The organism is Photobacterium kishitanii, assembly GCF_000613045.3.
In the GTDB taxonomy this organism is placed as follows: domain Bacteria; phylum Pseudomonadota; class Gammaproteobacteria; order Enterobacterales; family Vibrionaceae; genus Photobacterium; species Photobacterium kishitanii.
On sequence record NZ_LN794352.1, the window covers coordinates 2806134 to 2825189 of the forward strand.

Annotated in this window: 17 protein-coding genes; 3 read left to right on the top strand and 14 right to left on the bottom strand. The window is 41.4% G+C overall.

Features of this window, described 5'->3' with window-relative positions:
* Window positions 1-301: 301 nt before the first annotated feature.
* The 8 genes from dapB to murJ all read right to left on the bottom strand — a co-directional run bounded on the left by dapB (window position 302) and on the right by murJ (window position 9478).
* Window positions 302-1111, bottom strand: coding sequence for a 4-hydroxy-tetrahydrodipicolinate reductase (gene dapB, locus PPBDW_RS13090; protein ID WP_036795994.1), 810 nt, complete (start codon window positions 1109-1111; stop codon window positions 302-304).
* 112 nt (window positions 1112-1223) lie between these two features.
* Entirely contained in the window at window positions 1224-2168 is a 945-nt protein-coding gene (gene ispH, locus PPBDW_RS13095; protein ID WP_036795996.1) for a 4-hydroxy-3-methylbut-2-enyl diphosphate reductase, read from the bottom strand.
* A 12-nt stretch (window positions 2169-2180) separates the two neighbouring features.
* On the bottom strand, window positions 2181-2615 hold the full coding sequence (fkpB, locus tag PPBDW_RS13100) for an FKBP-type peptidyl-prolyl cis-trans isomerase (protein ID WP_036795998.1): 435 nt from the start codon (window positions 2613-2615) through the stop codon (window positions 2181-2183).
* Between the two features lie 110 nt (window positions 2616-2725).
* A complete protein-coding gene (gene lspA, locus PPBDW_RS13105; RefSeq protein ID WP_036795999.1) occupies window positions 2726-3235 on the bottom strand; it encodes a signal peptidase II in 510 nt (169 codons plus the stop codon).
* 160 nt (window positions 3236-3395) lie between these two features.
* On the bottom strand, window positions 3396-3920 hold the full coding sequence (gene lspA / locus PPBDW_RS13110; RefSeq protein WP_036796000.1) for a signal peptidase II: 525 nt from the start codon (window positions 3918-3920) through the stop codon (window positions 3396-3398).
* Entirely contained in the window at window positions 3920-6760 is a 2841-nt protein-coding gene (ileS, locus tag PPBDW_RS13115) for an isoleucine--tRNA ligase (RefSeq protein ID WP_036796002.1), read from the bottom strand. The genes lspA (PPBDW_RS13110) and ileS overlap by 1 nt, the downstream gene beginning before the upstream one ends.
* Before the next feature lie 5 nt (window positions 6761-6765).
* A complete protein-coding gene (ribF, locus tag PPBDW_RS13120; RefSeq protein WP_036796484.1) occupies window positions 6766-7728 on the bottom strand; it encodes a bifunctional riboflavin kinase/FAD synthetase in 963 nt (320 codons plus the stop codon).
* Window positions 7729-7915: 187 nt separating this feature from the next.
* Window positions 7916-9478, bottom strand: a complete 1563-nt coding sequence (gene murJ, locus PPBDW_RS13125; RefSeq protein ID WP_036796004.1) for a murein biosynthesis integral membrane protein MurJ — start codon at window positions 9476-9478, stop codon at window positions 7916-7918.
* Window positions 9479-9685: 207 nt separating this feature from the next.
* On the opposite strand from murJ, the gene rpsT reads away from it, so the two are divergent.
* Window positions 9686-9946 (top strand): 30S ribosomal protein S20, encoded by a 261-nt coding sequence (rpsT, locus tag PPBDW_RS13130; RefSeq protein WP_036796485.1) that lies wholly within the window; start codon window positions 9686-9688, stop codon window positions 9944-9946.
* A 149-nt stretch (window positions 9947-10095) separates the two neighbouring features.
* Window positions 10096-10728 (top strand): DUF502 domain-containing protein, encoded by a 633-nt coding sequence (locus tag PPBDW_RS13135; RefSeq protein ID WP_036796005.1) that lies wholly within the window; start codon window positions 10096-10098, stop codon window positions 10726-10728.
* Between the two features lie 54 nt (window positions 10729-10782).
* Here PPBDW_RS13135 and nhaR read toward each other — a convergent pair whose 3' ends face one another.
* The 3 genes from nhaR to nhaA all read right to left on the bottom strand — a co-directional run bounded on the left by nhaR (window position 10783) and on the right by nhaA (window position 13184).
* On the bottom strand, window positions 10783-11667 hold the full coding sequence (gene nhaR / locus PPBDW_RS13140; protein WP_036796486.1) for a transcriptional activator NhaR: 885 nt from the start codon (window positions 11665-11667) through the stop codon (window positions 10783-10785).
* Between the two features lie 118 nt (window positions 11668-11785).
* Window positions 11786-12025 carry a hypothetical protein gene (locus PPBDW_RS13145; protein ID WP_036796006.1) on the bottom strand — a complete coding sequence of 80 codons (240 nt, stop codon included), beginning with the start codon at window positions 12023-12025 and terminating at the stop codon, window positions 11786-11788.
* A gap of 1 nt (window position 12026) precedes the next feature.
* Entirely contained in the window at window positions 12027-13184 is a 1158-nt protein-coding gene (nhaA, locus tag PPBDW_RS13150; RefSeq protein WP_036796007.1) for a Na+/H+ antiporter NhaA, read from the bottom strand.
* A gap of 512 nt (window positions 13185-13696) precedes the next feature.
* Here nhaA and PPBDW_RS13155 point away from each other — a divergent pair.
* A complete protein-coding gene (locus PPBDW_RS13155; RefSeq protein ID WP_036796008.1) occupies window positions 13697-14839 on the top strand; it encodes a Na/Pi symporter in 1143 nt (380 codons plus the stop codon).
* Between the two features lie 139 nt (window positions 14840-14978).
* Here PPBDW_RS13155 and PPBDW_RS13160 read toward each other — a convergent pair whose 3' ends face one another.
* The 3 genes from PPBDW_RS13160 to ptsP form a co-directional block, all read right to left on the bottom strand.
* Window positions 14979-15830 (bottom strand): thymidylate synthase, encoded by an 852-nt coding sequence (locus PPBDW_RS13160; RefSeq protein WP_036796010.1) that lies wholly within the window; start codon window positions 15828-15830, stop codon window positions 14979-14981.
* Between the two features lie 100 nt (window positions 15831-15930).
* A complete protein-coding gene (locus tag PPBDW_RS13165) occupies window positions 15931-16734 on the bottom strand; it encodes a sulfite exporter TauE/SafE family protein (protein WP_036796011.1) in 804 nt (267 codons plus the stop codon).
* A gap of 37 nt (window positions 16735-16771) precedes the next feature.
* The gene (gene ptsP, locus PPBDW_RS13170) at window positions 16772-19030 is read right to left on the bottom strand and encodes a phosphoenolpyruvate--protein phosphotransferase (protein ID WP_036796012.1); all 2259 of its coding nucleotides are present in this window, start codon (window positions 19028-19030) and stop codon (window positions 16772-16774) included.
* Window positions 19031-19056 lie beyond the last annotated feature (26 nt).

A 19056-nucleotide genomic window follows, 5' to 3' on the forward strand; every position in this document is an offset into this window, starting at 1 on the left:
GTAATCGATTGCCTTGGTTACATTATCGTTAACAAAAATTAAAATTATACGCAAACGATAAAACAACCAAACTTTAGCGTTAAAAACAAAGACAACAAACACAAAAACGATCAAACAACTTATAAACAACAACAAAACACACTTTTTTACAATGTTTTATCGCTATTAACCAGCGCCACAATAATCATCTTAATTTATGCACAACATACCCAAAAATTTGCATAAAACATGGCTATCAACACTATCTTTAGACATAAAAAAACCTGCCATAAAGGCAGGTTTCACACATTCTGAGTTGATTTTATAACCGATCCAAATCGAGGACATCAGTCATGGTATAAAACCCTGAATGCTTACTATTTAACCATGCTGCAGCTCGTACTGCACCATTGGCAAATGTCATTCTATCCGTGGCTTTATGAGTGATTTCAACCCGCTCACCAATATCAGCGAACATTGCCGTATGCTCACCAACAATATCGCCAGCTCGAATGGTTGCAAAACCGATCTCATCACGACTGCGCTCGCCAGTAATACCTTCACGCGTATATACAGCAACATCGCTGAGCTTATTACCCATTGCCCCAGCAATTGCTTCACCCATACCAATAGCAGTACCTGATGGCGCATCAACTTTATGACGATGGTGAGCTTCAATGATCTCAACATCACAATAGTCGCCCATCACTTTCGCGGCTTTTTCCAGTAGTTTAAACACCAAATTAACCCCAACACTATAGTTAGGCGCCATCACCATCGCAATCTGCTCTGCAGCAGTATCAATTAATTGTCGCTGTTGCTCACTAAATCCAGTGGTGCCAATAACAATTTTTTTATGGTGTTGCTGGCATAATTCTAGATTAGCGAGCGTAACCGCAGGGGCGGTAAAATCAATTAAGACATCAAAGTCATCAATCGCTAGACTAAGATCGTCAATCACAACCACGTTTGCTAAGCCAATCCCAGCTAACTCTCCGGCATCTGCGCCAACTAAACTTGAACCTGTACGCTCAGTTGCCACAGTTAATATCGTCGAATTTGATAATGCAGTGGCTTTAATTAACTGACGTCCCATTCGTCCGGCAGCTCCGGCTATCGCAATTCTGACCATTAGCGTGCATCTCCTACACTATTCATAATAATATTTATCCACTGTAGCTTGTTGACTATGATAAAAAAAGCCCCAGTTTTCACTGAGGCTCTTGGAAACTAACAAAACAGCATTAGATATTCTTTACTTGTAATTCTCGTGGTACTTCAAAGAACATATTTTCTTCACGACCCGATAATTCTTCGACATCTGTGGCATTAGTAAGTTGCTTAATGCGCGCAATAATTTGATTCACTAACTCTTCAGGTGCTGACGCGCCAGCAGTGACACCGACTAACTTTTTACCTTCAAGCCATTGCGGATCAATATCTTCAGCACTATCGGTCAAATAACCAGGTGTACCTAATTTAACCGCAAGTTCACGCAGGCGATTAGAGTTTGAGGAATTTTTAGAACCAACAACAATCATCACATCAACCGTTGCTGCCATTTCGCGCACGGCATCTTGACGATTTTGAGTCGCATAACAAATATCGTCTTTACGTGGACCTTTAATATCAGGGAACACTTGACGTAAACGATCGATCACATCAGCAGTTTCATCTACCGATAAGGTAGTTTGGCTAACAAAATGTAAGTTTGACGGATCTTTTACCACCAAAGTATCAACATCTTCTGGCTTCTCAACCAAATACATACCACCATCATGGTTGGCATATTGCCCCATTGTACCTTCAACTTCAGGGTGACCGGCATGGCCAATTAACACCACTTCCATCGCTTTACGGCTAGCACGAGCAACTTCCATGTGAACTTTGGTCACTAATGGGCAAGTAGCATCAAATACAGTTAACTGTCGCGCTTTAGCTTCATTTCTAACCGCTTGTGATACACCATGAGCAGAGAAAATAACGATATTATCGTCAGGTACTTCACTTAACTCTTCGACAAAAATAGCACCACGCTGTTTAAGGCCTTCCACCACAAAGCGGTTATGCACAACTTCATGACGCACATAAATAGGCGGCTGATACATTTCTAATGCACGCTCGACAATGCTAATAGCACGATCAACACCAGCACAAAAACCACGTGGATTTGCGAGTAATATTTTCATCAATAATGGCTCTTAACGTTCAATGGAGACAACTTCAACCTCAAAGGTGACTGTCTTACCTGCTAATGGGTGATTAAAATCAACGGTGACTGAATCACCCACTACTTGTGTAATTATACCGGGAATATCATGCCCATCAGGTCCAGTAAAGGCAATAATGCGACCAACTTCTGCTGGTGTATCAGCGCTAAACTTACTCAGATCGACATAGTGAATATTATTTGGATTGGAAGGGCCAAAAGCATCTTCAGGGGCTAAATCAAACTGTTTTTTCTGTCCTGCCGCTAAACCTAATAAACATTTTTCAAAGTTCTCGGTGAGGCTACCATCACCCATTCGAAATATCACCGGCTTAGCATTAGCAAATGTCGACTCAGCCACAGACCCATCAGCTAATTTAATTGCAAAATGCATTAGCACTTCACTGTTATCCTTGATCACCGACATATATTATTCCCTATTATTGGTTACTACTATTTAACAACAAAGTGCCGCGGGTATCAACGTATGCTCACTAGGGTTTTTGCGCGATCAAATAACCATCTGCATAATTTTTATTATCCACGTGACTTATTAACACTACTTAATATATATAATATTGCCCCGCAACAAATCGCGACATCGGCAATATTAAAAATAGCAAAGTGATGGTCTTTATAATAAAAATCTAAAAAATCAACAACAAAGCCATAATTTATGCGATCAAAAAGATTCCCTAACGCACCACCAATGATCAACGCACAGCCAATATTATGCGCCGTTTTTGTGATCGAAGCTTGACGCATTTGATAGCTTAAAAAACCACACACTACCACAGCTATTAGGGTAAATAACCATCGTTGCCATCCGCCTTCTGCACTTAAGAAACTAAAAGCAGCGCCAGTATTATGAACATAATATAGATTCATAAAGGGTAATACCGCTATTGGCGTTGAACCATTAGCAGTCATTGTTCCCATGATGATAATTTTACTCAAATAATCGACCATGAAAATTATCACAGCCAACCACAGCCAACGTAGACCTGAACGTTGCTCAAATTTTGAATTTAGGGCTACTTTTGCCATTTGATAATTACTCCTCAATCACACCATTAACCACCGAGTATAACTGTCATCACAACGATTTTAGTCTTACTGAGGTTAAACATACATTACGCCAAATAATAACTAAAAAAAAACGCCACCTGTAAACAGGCAGCGTTTTATTTTAATAACATATCAATGCTTAGTGAGCTTTAGTCGCTTTATCTGCTCTAAAACCATCAAGAATCAACAATGCAGCACCTAAACAAATGGCTGAATCAGCAATGTTAAATGCGGGCCAATGATAACTACCGTAATAGAAATCAAGAAAATCGACCACAAACCCATGGTATAGGCGATCAAATAAATTACCTAATGCGCCACCAATAATAAGGGCATACGCAATGTTAGCCATTTTATTGGTCGCTGGTGTACGACGCATCCACAATGCTAATAGGCCACAAACACCAAATGCAATCGCTGCAAATAACCATCGCTGCCAACCACCCGCTTCACTTAAAAAACTAAATGCAGCACCAGTATTGTGCACATACAGCAAATTAAAGAATGGGGTGATCTCAATCCGGTTTGGCCAACCATAGCCCATCGTGTCCATCACCAATAGCTTAGAGCCATTGTCGATAATAAATACCAGAATCGCTAACCATAGCCAGCGAATTCCTGATTGTTTAAGCGTCAGCGGCTGCTGAGGTGCTGAATTAGTCATTAGGCAAATTTACGCTCTTCGCCGTCGCCATCGATGTTAGTTACACAACGGCCACACACTTCTTCGTGTCCAGCAATTGTGCCTACATCAGCAACATGGTGCCAACAACGCTCACATTTCGCAGCTTCAGAGGCATTCACTGTTACAAATAATCCTTCGATATCTGTTTCTTGTGCGCCTTCTGGTTTGCTATCAGCAACCACAACCTGTGCTTTTGATGTTAGCAATACAAAACGTAATTCATCTTCAAGTTTATTTAGCTTAGCGGCAAGTTCTGCGTTCGCAGTCAACGTGATCTCAGCTTGTAATGAACCACCAATCACTTTTTCGCTACGTGCTGTTTCTAGTAACTTGTTCACGGCACCACGAACTTGTTGAATCTCAGCCCAGAACTCGTTGTTTAGTTCTTCGTTTTCAGCAAGACCAAATAAGCCATCGAACCACTCACCAGTAAACACGAATTGATCACGCTTACCTGGCATTTCATTCCAGATTTCATCAGCAGTGAATGACATAATAGGTGCCATCCAACGAACAAGTGCCTCTACGATATAGTAAAGCGCAGTTTGACAGCTACGTTGTGCATGACCACCACGTTTTGCTGTGTACTGACGATCTTTAATTACGTCTAAGTAGAATGAACCCATTTCTACTGAACAGAATTGCATTAAACGCTGCGTCACTGTGTGTAGATTGTAGTCTTCGTATGCTTTAACGATCTCAGCTTGAGCCGCCATAGCACGACCTACAGCCCAACGATCTAACGCGACCATTTCTTCAACTGGCACACAATCAGTTTCAGGATTGAAGCCATTAAGGTTAGCGAGGAAGAAACGTGCTGTGTTACGAATACGACGATAAGCATCAGCTGAACGCTTCAGAATTTCATCAGAAACCGCAACTTCACCAGTGTAATCTGTTGATGCAACCCATAGACGTAGAATGTCAGCGCCAAGCTTGTTGGTCACATCTTTTGGTGCAACGACGTTACCCACTGATTTCGACATTTTACGGCCTTGACCGTCAACCACGAAGCCGTGTGTTAACACTTGCTTATACGGGGCTTTGTCTTTCATCGCTACCGATGAAATCAATGATGATTGGAACCAACCACGGTGTTGATCAGAACCTTCTAGGTAAAGATCTGCTGAATGGCCATTAAACTCAGGACGGCTATCAACAACAGAGAAATGTGTTACACCAGAGTCAAACCATACATCAAGGGTATCTAATACTTTCTCGTAAATTGCAGCATCTTCAGCGCTCATTACATCAGTTAGTTCTAGATCCCACCAAGCTTGAATACCCTTTTGCTCAACTAACTGGGCTACTTTTTCAATTAGCTCAGATGTTTGCGGGTGAAGCTCTTGGGTTTCTTTATGGATAAACAGTGCAATTGGCACACCCCAAGTACGTTGACGAGAGATACACCACTCAGGGCGACCTTCAACCATACCTTCGATACGGCTCTGGCCCCACTCAGGCATCCATTGTACGTTCTTGATTTCTTCTAGTGCTTTTGTACGCAGACCAGCTTTATCCATAGAGATAAACCACTGTGGCGTTGCACGGAAGATGATTGGTGTTTTGTGACGCCAGCAATGTGGGTAGCTGTGGGTGATTTTTGAGAAGTGTAACAATGAACCATGTTCACGTAATACTTCAACAACAGCTTCGTTTGCTTTAAGTACATGTTGACCAGCAAAGATCTCAGTATCAGGCAAGTAAACACCGTTGCTACCAACAGGGTTTGCAATTTCAAGGTTGTATTTTTGACCTACCACGAAGTCTTCTTGACCGTGGCCAGGTGCGGTATGTACACAACCAGTACCCGATTCAGTAGTAACGTGATCAGCAAGAACAACTGGCACATCAAAGCTGTAGAATGGGTGATTAAAGCGCATTAGCTCTAATGCATCACCTTTACAGAAACCAAGAATTTCTGATTCTTCAAAGCCAACACGTGCCATTACTTCTTTCACAAGCTCAGCGGCAACGATTAAACGTTGTGGTTGAGAGTGCGCGTCAGTTACAGGTGTTTGTACCAATGCGTATTCAAGATCAGCACTTACAGCGACTGCGCGGTTAGCTGGCATAGTCCATGGTGTTGTTGTCCAGATAACAATCGACACATCACCTTGGCCTTGATCGGCAACACAACCAAACTTAGCTAAAACTGCCGCTTCATCTACCGCTTTAAATTTAACATCGATAGATAGCGATACTTTATCTTGGTATTCCACTTCAGCTTCAGCCAATGCTGAACCACAATCAGTACACCAGTGAACAGGCTTAAAACCTTTAAGTAGGTGATCTTTGTCTGCAATTTTACCTAATGCACGAATGATATTCGCTTCAGTGCCAAAATCCATTGTACGGTATGGCTTATTCCACTCACCTAGTACACCTAGACGCATGAAACTTTCTTTTTGACCTTCAACTTGGCCAGCTGCATATGCGCGACATTTTTCACGGAATTCAGCCGCTGTCAATTTCTGACCAGGCTTACCAAATTTCTTTTCTACCATTAATTCAATCGGTAGACCGTGGCAATCCCAACCTGGAATATACGGTGAATCAAAGCCAGAAAGAGTCTTTGATTTAATAATAATATCTTTAAGAATCTTGTTTAACGCGTGACCGATGTGAATATCACCGTTAGCGTAAGGAGGGCCATCGTGTAATACGAAAGATTTTTTACCTTTCTTAGCTTTACGAATTTCACCGTAAAGATCTTCATCATACCAACGCTTAAGCATTACTGGCTCACGTTGAGCTAGGTTGCCTCGCATCGGAAACCCTGTTTCAGGCAGGTTCAGGGTATCTTTATAGTCACTCATGGATTCTAGATTCCGTTACTTGGGCGAAATTGGACACTATTACGCTCAGACAGCCACACCCGTGCTGCTTGAGCATCTCGTTCGATTTGTAATTTCAGCGCATCGAATGATTCAAATTTTGTTTCGTCACGCAACTTATGGCGCAACACGACTTCAAGCTGACGACCATAAAGATCCGCTTGATAATCAAAGAGGTGAACTTCAAGCTGTTGTCGTACACCTTGTACAGTGGGTCGATGGCCAACGTTAGCAACCCCCATAATAGGATCTGCTGTAATACCAAGAACTTCCACAGCATATACGCCTGTAACAGGCGAAACACGTCGTTTTAGTGGGATATTAGCTGTTGGAAAGCCGATAGTACGACCTAATTTTCTTCCATGTGAGACACGACCACGAATACTGTACGGTCGACCAAGCATTTGTGCTACTTGATCTAATTCATTATTAGCTAAGGCATGACGAATTGCAGTACTGCTTACTCGCTGCTCAGAAACACAAAAACTTGCAGTGCTTATGACTTCAAATCCATATTTCTTGCCAGCAGCCACCAGCATAGCAAAATCACCACGTCGCCCTTGACCAAAACGAAAGTCATCACCAATAACCAGAAATTTAACACCCAATTGCTTTACCAACAAGCATTCGACGAAATATTCAGCAGTCATGGCTGCAAAATGATGATTAAAATTAACACATAGCAATCGATCGATACCGACTTTTTCAAATTCTATATATTTTTCACGAAAACGGGTTAACCTTGCCGGTGCTTTATCTCCCGCAAAAAGCTCTTGCGGTTGCGGTTCAAACATCATTACCGTAGCAGCAAGTCCCAGCGAATGTGCCTTCCCTATCACCTGCTTAAGTAACGTTTGATGACCAAGATGCACTCCGTCAAAATTACCGATTGTCAGCACGCAACCATGATGGTGTGGCTTAATATGGGGTATACCTCGAATTAATTCCATAGGTGATTTAACTATGTCAGTACTCATAAGGCTATTCACTCATCCTACAATCAGATTAGTTGTTTATATGATGACCAATAACAGCCAAAAAAATTAATAACAACGGTAACTAAGTCACCACCATTGCTGCTGAAAATATCTTTCTTAGCGCAAAGCTAACGGATTATATACTACTCGGCAGTTTCAATCAGCTCCCCGCGCGCAGATGACGCGGGCGAACGCCTAAAATAATTGCACATAGTAAGTAAATACCGCTACCGCCTAAAATCAAACCAAATAGCCACAGCATGCGTTCAAGTAAATGAAATGCTAGCCACTGCTCGGTCGTTGGACTAAACCATAATAATCCACTCACCATCACAGCCCCAGCAATCACTAATCGCAACACAAACAGTAATGTCTGGCGACTAATACGGTAAATATTACCTTGGTGTAAACCTCGGTATAGCAATGCAGCATTCAGAAAGGCTGATAGTACACTCGCAATCGATAAACCTACATAGCCATAAAATGGGGCAAAGATAGCGTTAAAAACCATATTACTGACCATCGCAATAATACCAATTTTCACTGGGGTTTTGGTATCCTGACGAGCGTAATAACCTGGAGCAAATACTTTAATCAACATGTAATTAAGTAGGCCAGCTGATACAACCCACAGTGACATTGCGGTTTGGTTAACATCATACAGGTCAAACTCACCACGCATGAACATCACCATCAACATCGGCTTAGCTAAGGTGATCATGCCGAGCATCGCAGGAATGCCTAAAATCAACACCATCCGCACGCCCCAATCCATCGTATGAGCAAATTGTTCTGGTGATTTATCAACGTGCTTACGCGATAAAGCCGGTAATATCACTGTCGCAATCGCAATCCCAAACAGCCCTAATGGAAATTCTAATAACCGATCTGAATAATATAACCAACTGATTGAACCCGTCATCAAAAAACTGGCAATCAAAGTATCGAGCAGTAAGTTAATTTGAGTAACTGAAACACCAAACAGTGCTGGCAGCATTAGTTTACGTATCTTCGTCACTCCAGGGTCGTTCCAGCCCCATTGTGGACGCACTAAATAGCCTTCACGATACAAAAATGGTAATTGAAAACCAAATTGCACTAAGCCACCAACAAATACTCCGATCGCAAGTCCAATTTCCGGCTTGGCTAAATGGGGGGCAACAAATACTGCACAACCAATAATCGCAATATTAAGAAACACTGGCGTAAACGATGAAATCGCAAATTTACCCAAGGTATTTAAGATTGCGCCAGATAACGCCACAAAGGTGACAAACCACAAATAAGGAAACGTGATTTTAAGTAACAAGCTGGCTAATTCGAATTTTTCAGCACCAGGAGCAGTCCCGTGTACCCAATCCCAAAACCAACCAAAACCAAACAATGCTGTGACAACACCAGATCCTAACACCCCGACTAAGGTGACAATGGTGACGATACCACCCAACGTACCTGCGGCACGAGCAATCAATAATCGAGTTTTATCTACGTCACCAGCAGCATGATACTCAGTTAATACTGGTACAAAGGCTTGCGAAAAAGCCCCTTCGGCAAAAAGGCGACGTAAAAAGTTGGGAATTTTGTTGGCAAAGAAAAAAACATCGGCCGCAGCCCCTGCTCCCATAAGGTTAGCCACCACCACATCTCGGACTAAACCGAGCACGCGAGACACTAAAGTCATGGCGCTAACTATCATTCCAGAGCGTAAAAGACGCTTACTCACAAAAAAACCTCATAAAAGATGTTCAGAAAGGTGACTTCTGAATCGAAATACTGGTAAAATCTGTCGCCATATTAACCGTGTTAATCCGCAAGTGCCAACTAGATTGGTATGGCGGTTATTTGCACGAATCATTTGACAATGATTAAGATTAAGGGCATAGTCCTCGGCCTTAAATTGTCACCATACCAAGATTTGGGAGTTACACCCTTGGCAAATATCAAATCTGCTAAGAAACGTGCACTAACTTCAGAAAAACGTCGTCAGCATAACGCTAGCCGTCGTTCTATGATGCGCACTTTCTTCAAGAAAGTAATTATCGCTATTGAAGCTGGTAATAAAGAAGCTGCAACACAAGCTTTCGCTGAAATGCAACCTGTTATGGATCGCATGGCTACTAAAGGCCTGATTCATAAGAACAAAGCTGCACGTCACAAAGCTCGTCTAACAGCGAAAATCAAAGCTCTTTAATTTTAATTAATGAGTCTAGATTAAAAAAAACCGACCTCAGGGTCGGTTTTTTTATGTCTCTTCATTAGCCATCGTCTATAAAACTAGCACTTCAATCGTAAATATTGCTAACTTTATAGTTGAATTTATTTCACATCTTCGAGCATAAAATGAAAAAAACGCTATTACGCGGCTTGTTCAACGTTCTGCCGCTAGTATTAAGTATTTGGTTATTCTGGTCACTTTTTGAGTCATTAGATGAAGTAGGCAGTTTTTTATTTGGCCTTGTTCATATCACTGAACTCTTCAAAGGTGCGGGTTTTTTACTCATTCTAATCTTATTGTTCATTGCTGGACTGCTTTTTTCTGTTAGCCCTATCGCATGGCTGTATGATTTTGTTATTCGCCAATTGATGCGATTCCCGTTTTTTAAAACGGTTTACAGCAGCATTAATGATATTGCCTCACTAATGAGTAGTGACAATAAAAATAAAAGCCAGCAAACAGTGCTGGTACATCAGGCAAATGATACCTATGTGGTTGGCTTTATTATGTCTAACGACACCCCAGAGCCGCTAACAAACGCATTACCAGAGGGTGATTGGGTACCGGTGCTATTTCCCCTAAGCTATCAAATAGCAGGGATTACAACCTTAGTGAAACGCGATGACTTAACGGTGGTTGATTGGTCGTTTGAAGATGCTATGCGCTATAACTTAACCGCGGGCATTTCAATTTCAGCCAAAGATAAAGAAGAGAAAGAGAAAAAAGAAAAAAAAACACCAGACAACCTGCCGCAATAATATAACGATTAACGCCTTAGGATCCTAAGGCGTTAATTAGCAACAATAAACTAACTAAAATAAAGTACTAAAATCAGCGGCACAAATACGTTTTACCGCTGGATGCATGATCATTCGCTCAGCAAAAATAACAAAATACTCATCACAAATATCAGTTACTCGCTTTACTTCATAAACACGGCTATTCGTTGTTAGCTCATCAGCATAAATAGATGGCGCGATAAACATCGACTTATGATAAAAAGAAAACGCTTTCATCAACGCAGCATCATCAAACTCACCTAATATGTTGGGAGTGATCCCCTGCTGATCAAACCATTGATGTAATTTCCTTCCCATCGCAGAACGGCGACTGGGGACTAATAATTTATAATCTTCAATACAAGCTGGAAAATCAGCATCAGATAAATCATCAGTACAGAAAAAACTCATTGCAGACTCACCGAGCTTTTTACTGTATAAACCCGGATTTTGGGTCGAACTTACCGGACAATCAGATAAAATCATGTCTAATTTATGTTGTGATAACTGCTCTAACAACATTTCATGGGTCGATTCAAAACAGCTCAATTGGATCCGTTGATCATCTGGAATGCCTTCTAGCAAGACTTGGCTTACTAACCTTTTTGATAAAGCGTCAGCAACCCCAACTTCAAACAATTGATTATCACGTTGAGTATAATTAATACGATCAAGCATTTGATAACTTAAATCAAACATCTTATCTGCATATTTAAATACTAATTGGCCGAGCTCTGTTGGTTCAATATTACGCCCAACGCGTTTGGTTAACTTGCCTTTCAAACGATCTTCTAATGAACGAATTTGGCCTGTCACTGTTTGTGGTGTCAAAAATAAAGCATCAGCAGCTTTAGTTACTGAGCCTTGTTTGCAGACCATCCAAAAATAATAAAGATGGTTATAATTTAAGTGAGACATTGCCGCTATTTTAAATAAAAAAACCCAGCGACAAAGCTTACGCTGTGCCACTGGGCTGTTCAATGTTTGACACTATAAATTATAGTAAAATCAAACCAAGATCGTATTTGAATTGCAATTAACGTTGCTGTCGTTCTAAATTGCGCACTCGCTCACCACCGCGCTGTTCTAACGCTCGTTGACGAAATGAGCTTTCACGTACAGTAGTCGTCTTTACTACTGTCGCTTTAGCGTCATTGATCCCTTGTAAGTATGCTTGACATACCTCAGAACGATCGCCATTGGTACATTGCTGATAATCAGCAGCAACACTGGGTAGTGAAAATAAGCACGTAATAACGACTAACAACGTTTTCATATTACACCTCTGATTTAGGTAGTGTTTTACTCAACATTATGTAACCAACAATCGCGGCAACCGTCGAACCAAATAAGATTCCAAGGCGTGAATAAGTTGCAAAACTCTCATCTGCACCAACAAATGCCAGTGATGAGATGAAGATAGACATCGTAAAGCCGATACCACACAGCACAGAAACCGCAAAAATATGCTTGAAGTTAATCCCATCAGGCAATTTTGCAACGCCTGTTTTAACTGCAATATAACATGCAGTAAATATGCCGACTGGCTTACCAATAAATAGTCCCGCTGCAATACCAACCGGTAACATGGCTGATAAACTCGCCAGTGATACGCCCGTTAGTGAAATACCAGCATTCGCAAACGCAAATAACGGCAAGATTAAGAAGGCAACATATGGATGTAGCGCATGTTCAATCGTTTTAAGCGGCGAATGAGTATCTGTACGACCATCTTTACCGGCTAATGGCACGGCAAAACCTAGCACCACACCAGCTAATGTTGCATGCACACCAGATTGAAGCACGCTGAACCATAAAATAGCACCGACAATCAAATATAATGGAATGCTAGTGACATTCTTTAGATTCATAATGATTAAGGTGGCGGTAGCGACAAATGCCACTGTCAGCGCGATAGTCGATAAGTCAGAGCTATAAAATAAAGCAATGATTACAATCACACCTAAGTCATCAATAATAGCCAAGGCTAATAAGAAAACTTTTAAGCTCACAGGAACACGGTTACCAAGTAATGCCATCACACCAAGTGCAAAAGCAATATCTGTCGCCGCAGGAATTGCCCAGCCTTTAACCGCCATCGGATCGCCGTAATTAAATGCGGTATAAATTAATGCTGGCGCAATCATACCGCCGACAGCAGCAATAGCTGGAAATATTGCTTTTTCCTTAGTATTAAGTGCACCCTCAATAAGTTCACGCTTAACTTCTAATCCAATTAAGAAAAAGAAAATCGCCATTAAGCCATCATTGATCCAATGCGCTACTGATAATCCTGCAATATAGCTATGCAAAGTGTCAGTATATACAGATGCTAATGGTGAATTAGCAATAACCATTGCAATTAATGCTGCGATTATAAGAATAATACCGCCAGCTGATTCTAATTTAAGAAACTTACGAATAGCATCGGTCATCGACCGTCACTCCTTTAACTATATTATCCACGCGATCCAAGCTGCTCTACCTAAGGTTAGCAACATACTTGGTCATCTCAATTAAATTTAGTGTAAACGTCATCCTGATAAACTGAAAAATCGTTTGTATAGATATAAATACTCGGTAAAACCGAAAGGTTTCAGTCTTATGGGTACTATATCCGCACTGTCAACCTCATCAGTATTCATTAGATTTATACTAAAACAAATAAATAGCAAAATTTCTAATTAAATAATTACTATTTTATGATTTTTAACCCTAAAAGATATTTTCATTAAAAACCATTTAGAAACAATCTACTAGAGTGTATTAATGCAACCTGACATTGTGCAGTTTAATCGTTTGCGCTCTCATTCTGCTGACAAAGCTCTGACAAATATTCATTTATGACACTCAGTGTAATATTTCTGAAATATAACCAAACTACTATTCACGCAGATTTCAACAAAATGACACCAAAACGACATATTCCTGTCATGGAGAAATGATTATGACTACCCAAGCCACTACTGCTGCATCTAAGTTCAGCTCTATGCGTTGGGTCCGCTGGGCCAACCTAGCGTTCATGCTATATTTGTTACTCGTTGCTGTATCTATGGTCAGCGGCGGCTTTAAATGGTCTGTAGGCGAGCAAGCAAAAACATTATTTGAATTTGCCTCTCACCCTGTAGCAGGCTTAATGATTGGTTTAATTGCAACAGCACTTATTCAATCATCAAGTACTGTAACTTCAATTATCGTTGGTCTTGTGGCAGGTGGTTTACCTGTAGAAACAGCCATTCCAATGGTGATGGGTGCCAATATCGGTACTACATTAACAAATACATTAGTTAGTTTAGGTCATGCTCGTTGTAAAGAAGAATTCCGTCGTGCATTTGCAAGTGCTACGGTACATGATTTCTTTAACTTACTAGCCGTTGCCATTTTCCTACCATTGGAAATGATGTTTGGTCTGCTTGATAAGTTATCTGGTTGGTTAGTATCACCGTTCTTAAAAGCGGGTGATATGAGCATGGACGGCATGGATTTCATGAAGCCGTTAACTCAACCTGCCGTTGATTTAGTAAAAGGTCCACTAGAAGCATTTGGTCACAACGGTGGTTTTGGTCTAATCATCCTAGGTATTGCGTTGATTTTCATCTCTATCACGCTTATGGGTCGCCTAATGCGAGGCCTAATGGTTGGTCGTGCACGTGATATTCTAAAGAGCGCAATCGGTCGTGGTCCATTACATGGTATTGCTTCAGGTACTGCTGTAACGGTGCTAGTACAATCATCATCAACAACAACCAGTTTGATGGTTCCACTGGTAGGTACAGGCGTATTAACGGTTCGTGAAGTTTACCCATTCACACTTGGCGCAAACATTGGTACCTGTATCACCGCACTACTAGCAGCAACCGCAGTCTCTGGTGAGCATGCTGTATTTGCACTACAGATTGCACTAGTACACTTATGCTTTAACGTACTAGCGACAGTGTTAATTTACGGAGTACCGTTCTTACGTGAAATTCCGCTGAAGTGTGCTTTCTTCCTAAGCGACTTAGCAACGAAGAACAAAGCAGCTGTTGCTGGTTACCTTGGTCTAGTATTCATTGCTATCCCAGGTTCAATCCTAGCGTTTACTGCTTAATCGTTACGCTCAGTTAAATAAAAAGCCCCGCACAAGTCATTGTGTGGGGCTTTTTGTTATCTTAAAGATTTACAGCTAATAATTTATATTCATCTTACAACCAATAACATCCTGATCCAGAAGCTAGCTCGTCGTATTGTTATACCGAGAATGGGTACTGAATTGGGGCATGATGTTCATAACCCACCACTTCAAAATCATCTAAGGTTACCCAGGTTTCTAGATCTTCTAATGAAGTAATCTTAGGGTTGATAATCAATTGTGGCGATGCAAATGGCGTTCGAGTTAATTGCTCATCACGCATTAACGGTAATTGGTCTTCGTAAATATGAGCATTAATAATTTTATGGTAAGCCTGACCGGGTTTATTGCCGGTAATTTGCGCCATTAACGCCAGCAAAGTAAACACTTGTACTTGATTGAAATTAAGCCCTAACGGTACATCACAAGACCGCTGAGCACTAGTAAGATACAAAGTATCCCCTAATAATGAAAACGTATGGGTATGCATACATGGACGTAAACAGCCCATATCAAACTCACCTGGATTATAAAACGTGAGAATTTCACCACGATCATCAACCCCTTTGGCTAAGTCATCAACAATCTTCTTCAGTTGATCGATAACAGTACCATCCGCTTTTTGCCAACGGCGACCTTGAACACCATACACTCGCCCCATATCATCCTCACCTTTACGGTACGGATTATCGAGCCATGCTTGGTTATCATTAGCATTGGCATTCCAAGTGTTACAACCAATAGCACGAAATTGAGCAGCGTTATCATAGCCTCGTAAGTAGCCAAGCAATTCAGCAATAGCGGCTTTCCAAAAACTTTTTCGAGTAGTGATCAATGGAAATTGGTTATTGGCAACATCATAGGTTAAATCTGCATTGATGACCGTTAGACAACGTTTCCCTGTACGCTCATTCTCAATCCACACACCATCGTCAACAATTCGCTGACATAACGCTAAGTACTGTTTCATTGTCCTACCCGTTAAATTAATGACGCCCAGCAAAAGCCAGGCGTCTAAAGTCGTTACTTTTAATTCTATCAGAAGATAGCGAACTTAAAGCTAGTCAATATCAACTCATGAACATTTTAATACTGATAATAAGCAGTAGTACTGCAAACATCTTTTTAAGGGTTGCGGTTGGTAACCGCGTAACCAGTGCAGCCCCATAACGAGTAGTGATCATTGATGTAGCTGCAATACCGACTAATGCCGGTAAATAAACATAACCGAGACTATAAGCAGGTAAATCTGCGCTCCCCACACCAGCAAAAATAAATCCAATCATGCCTGAAACGGCAATAAGAAATCCGACTAACGATGCCGAGCCAATAGCGCGGCGCATTTCAACCCCAAAATAGCTTAAATATGGCACGGTCAACGAACCACCACCAATACCGGCTAAACTTGATAATAAGCCAATAATAGCGCCGCCAATCGCTGATACCAATGGACTAGGCAATGGCCTAGATTTCGTCACTCGCAGCGATAACATCATTTGTAAGGCTAATAACAGCACAATCACCGCAAACACTTTCGGTAAATATTGTGCTGGCACTAATTCCGCGACCACACTACCACCAAGCCCACCGACAATTATCCCTGGTGCCAACACTTTAACCACTGAGAAATCAACATTTCCCAATCTAAAGTGATTGCGAGAAGAGGCCATTGACGTCATAACAATACTGGCTAATGACGTTGCTAAAGCAATATGCATTAACATCGTCGGTGCAATCCCAGCCTGTGGTAACAACCATACTAATGCGGGCACGACCAGTAAACCGCCACCGATCCCTAATAAACCAGCAAATAAACCCACGACAGCGCCTAAAATTAAGCACATCGAAAAAAGCCATATTACGCTTTCATGCATAATAACTACCTATTACCTTTACCAATACAGGTCGCCATTATTTATTACCTGCTCGAATAAATCCACCTAACTGATGTTGTTCAATAAATGCCGTCGTTAATTGACGTACATCATCAGCAACATCGACTTGCAGTACCTTGTTTGCTAATAATTTCATATCAGATCCATTAATATGGCGTAAAATATATTTAATTTTAGCGACATTACGTGCATTCATACTCAATGAGCGATAGCCCATTCCAACGAGCAGTAATGCACCAACAGGATCACCCGCCAACTCACCACAGACACACACTGGTAATTGATATTTTTCTGCACTATCAACAATATGCTTTAACGCATGCAACACTGCAGGATGCAACGCATCATAGACACTAGCAACACGAGCATTATTACGATCAACGGCTAATAAATATTGGGTTAAATCATTACTTCCAACCGAGATAAAATCCACTCGTCCGACTAGCGCATGCAGTTGATATAACATTGATGGAACTTCAATCATGATCCCTATTCGAGGCTTATGCAGTTGTTGCCCTGCCACTAATGCTATTTGAGCAACATCAGTATATGCGCGTTCAATAATCGCTTTAGCATCATCAAGTTCATTTATGCCAGAAATCATTGGCAATAAAATATCCATATTCTTCAAACCAATACTTGCTCGTAACATCGCACGTACTTGGATCATAAAGATTTCAGGATGATCAAGCGTAAATCGAATCCCTCGCCAGCCAAGAAAAGGATTATCTTCTTCAATCGATAGGTAAGGTAGTGGCTTATCACCACCAATATCTAAAGTACGCATTACCACAGGTTGTTGAGGGTAGGTTTGTAAAATAGTTCGATATTGGTTAATTTGTTCTTCTTCAGAAGGAAAGCTGCGCTGGAGCAAAAAAGGAACTTCAGTGCGATACAGGCCAACACCATCAATCCCTTTATTAACCGCAAAATGAGAATCAGCACTTAATCCAGCATTAATATGTACCATAATACGTTGCTGATCTTTCGTCACGGCATGTTGTTGTTGGTCACATTCGACAATCTTTTCAAGCTCATCATCTTCACGTAATAAACGCCGATATTCAGCAAGTACATGTCGATTGGGATTAACTAATAAATCACCACGATAACCATCAACTACCACCACATTGTTATGTACCGTATGCGGCGTAAAATCAACCCCCATAATGGCAGGAATACCCAGTGCCCGCGATAGGATAGCGGCGTGTGAATTAGCGGCACCATCTTGTGCAACCACAGCAGCAAGTTTTCCCACAGGTACCGTTGCTAACATTGCAGCGGTTAATTCACGAGTGAGCAGTACGATCGGCTCATCCCATTGCTGTTCATTAGGTGCATCATCACATAAAAAATACAATAACCGTTGCCCTAACTCACGAATATCACGCGCACGCTCTTTGAGGTATTGATCTTTCATATTGGCAAAACGATTAGAATAAGCTTCAACCACTTGCCTAACCGCCCACTCAGCTTGATCACCACCATCGATACGGAGTTTAAGATCTTGGCGTAATAATGGATCATTGAGTAAATGGCTAAAGAGATCAAAAATAGCGAGGGTTTCTTTTTGTAAGTCGCTATCAAAACGCTTACGTAAACGACGAAACTCTTTACCTGCAGAATCAATCGCAATCGTGAGTCGCTCTTGCTCGGCATGGATGTCTAAACACGAAGCAGGCGCAACATGTTCTAATAATGGCTGAGTATCATCCCACCATGCTTTCGCAACCGCGACCCCACTCGATGCCGCAGAACCGGTTAAATGGAGTCGATTACCTTTTTCAAACCACATTCCTTGCGCTTTAGCATGCGCTAGAATACCCGCTAATTGAGCGGCAAGGGTGACTAAAAAAGATTCTTCACTTTCAGTAAATTCACGTTGCTCGCGTTGTTGAACGACGATAACGCCGAGCACTTGGCGTTGATGTATAATCGGAGTACCAAAAAAGGATCGAAAAGATTCCTCTCCGATCCCTGGTAGATGTTTGAAACTAGGATGTAGGCGGGCATCTGCAACATTCAATGGCTCTGCTCGTTGACCCACTAACCCCACTAGCCCTTGATCAAAGCGTAAACTGATGCGACGCCGAGATTTATTTAATCCCTGCGTGGCCATCAAGGTATAAACCTGACGCTGATGATCAGCGATATACACCGAACAACAATCAGTCTTCATTACTAAAGTAGTGTTTGATACTAATTGATCCAATGCATCAATTAATGTGTGAGCGCTGACAACCTTGTCAACAATTTCTCTTAGCTGTGTCAGCATAACGAGCCTTTAATTGTTCCCTGTGA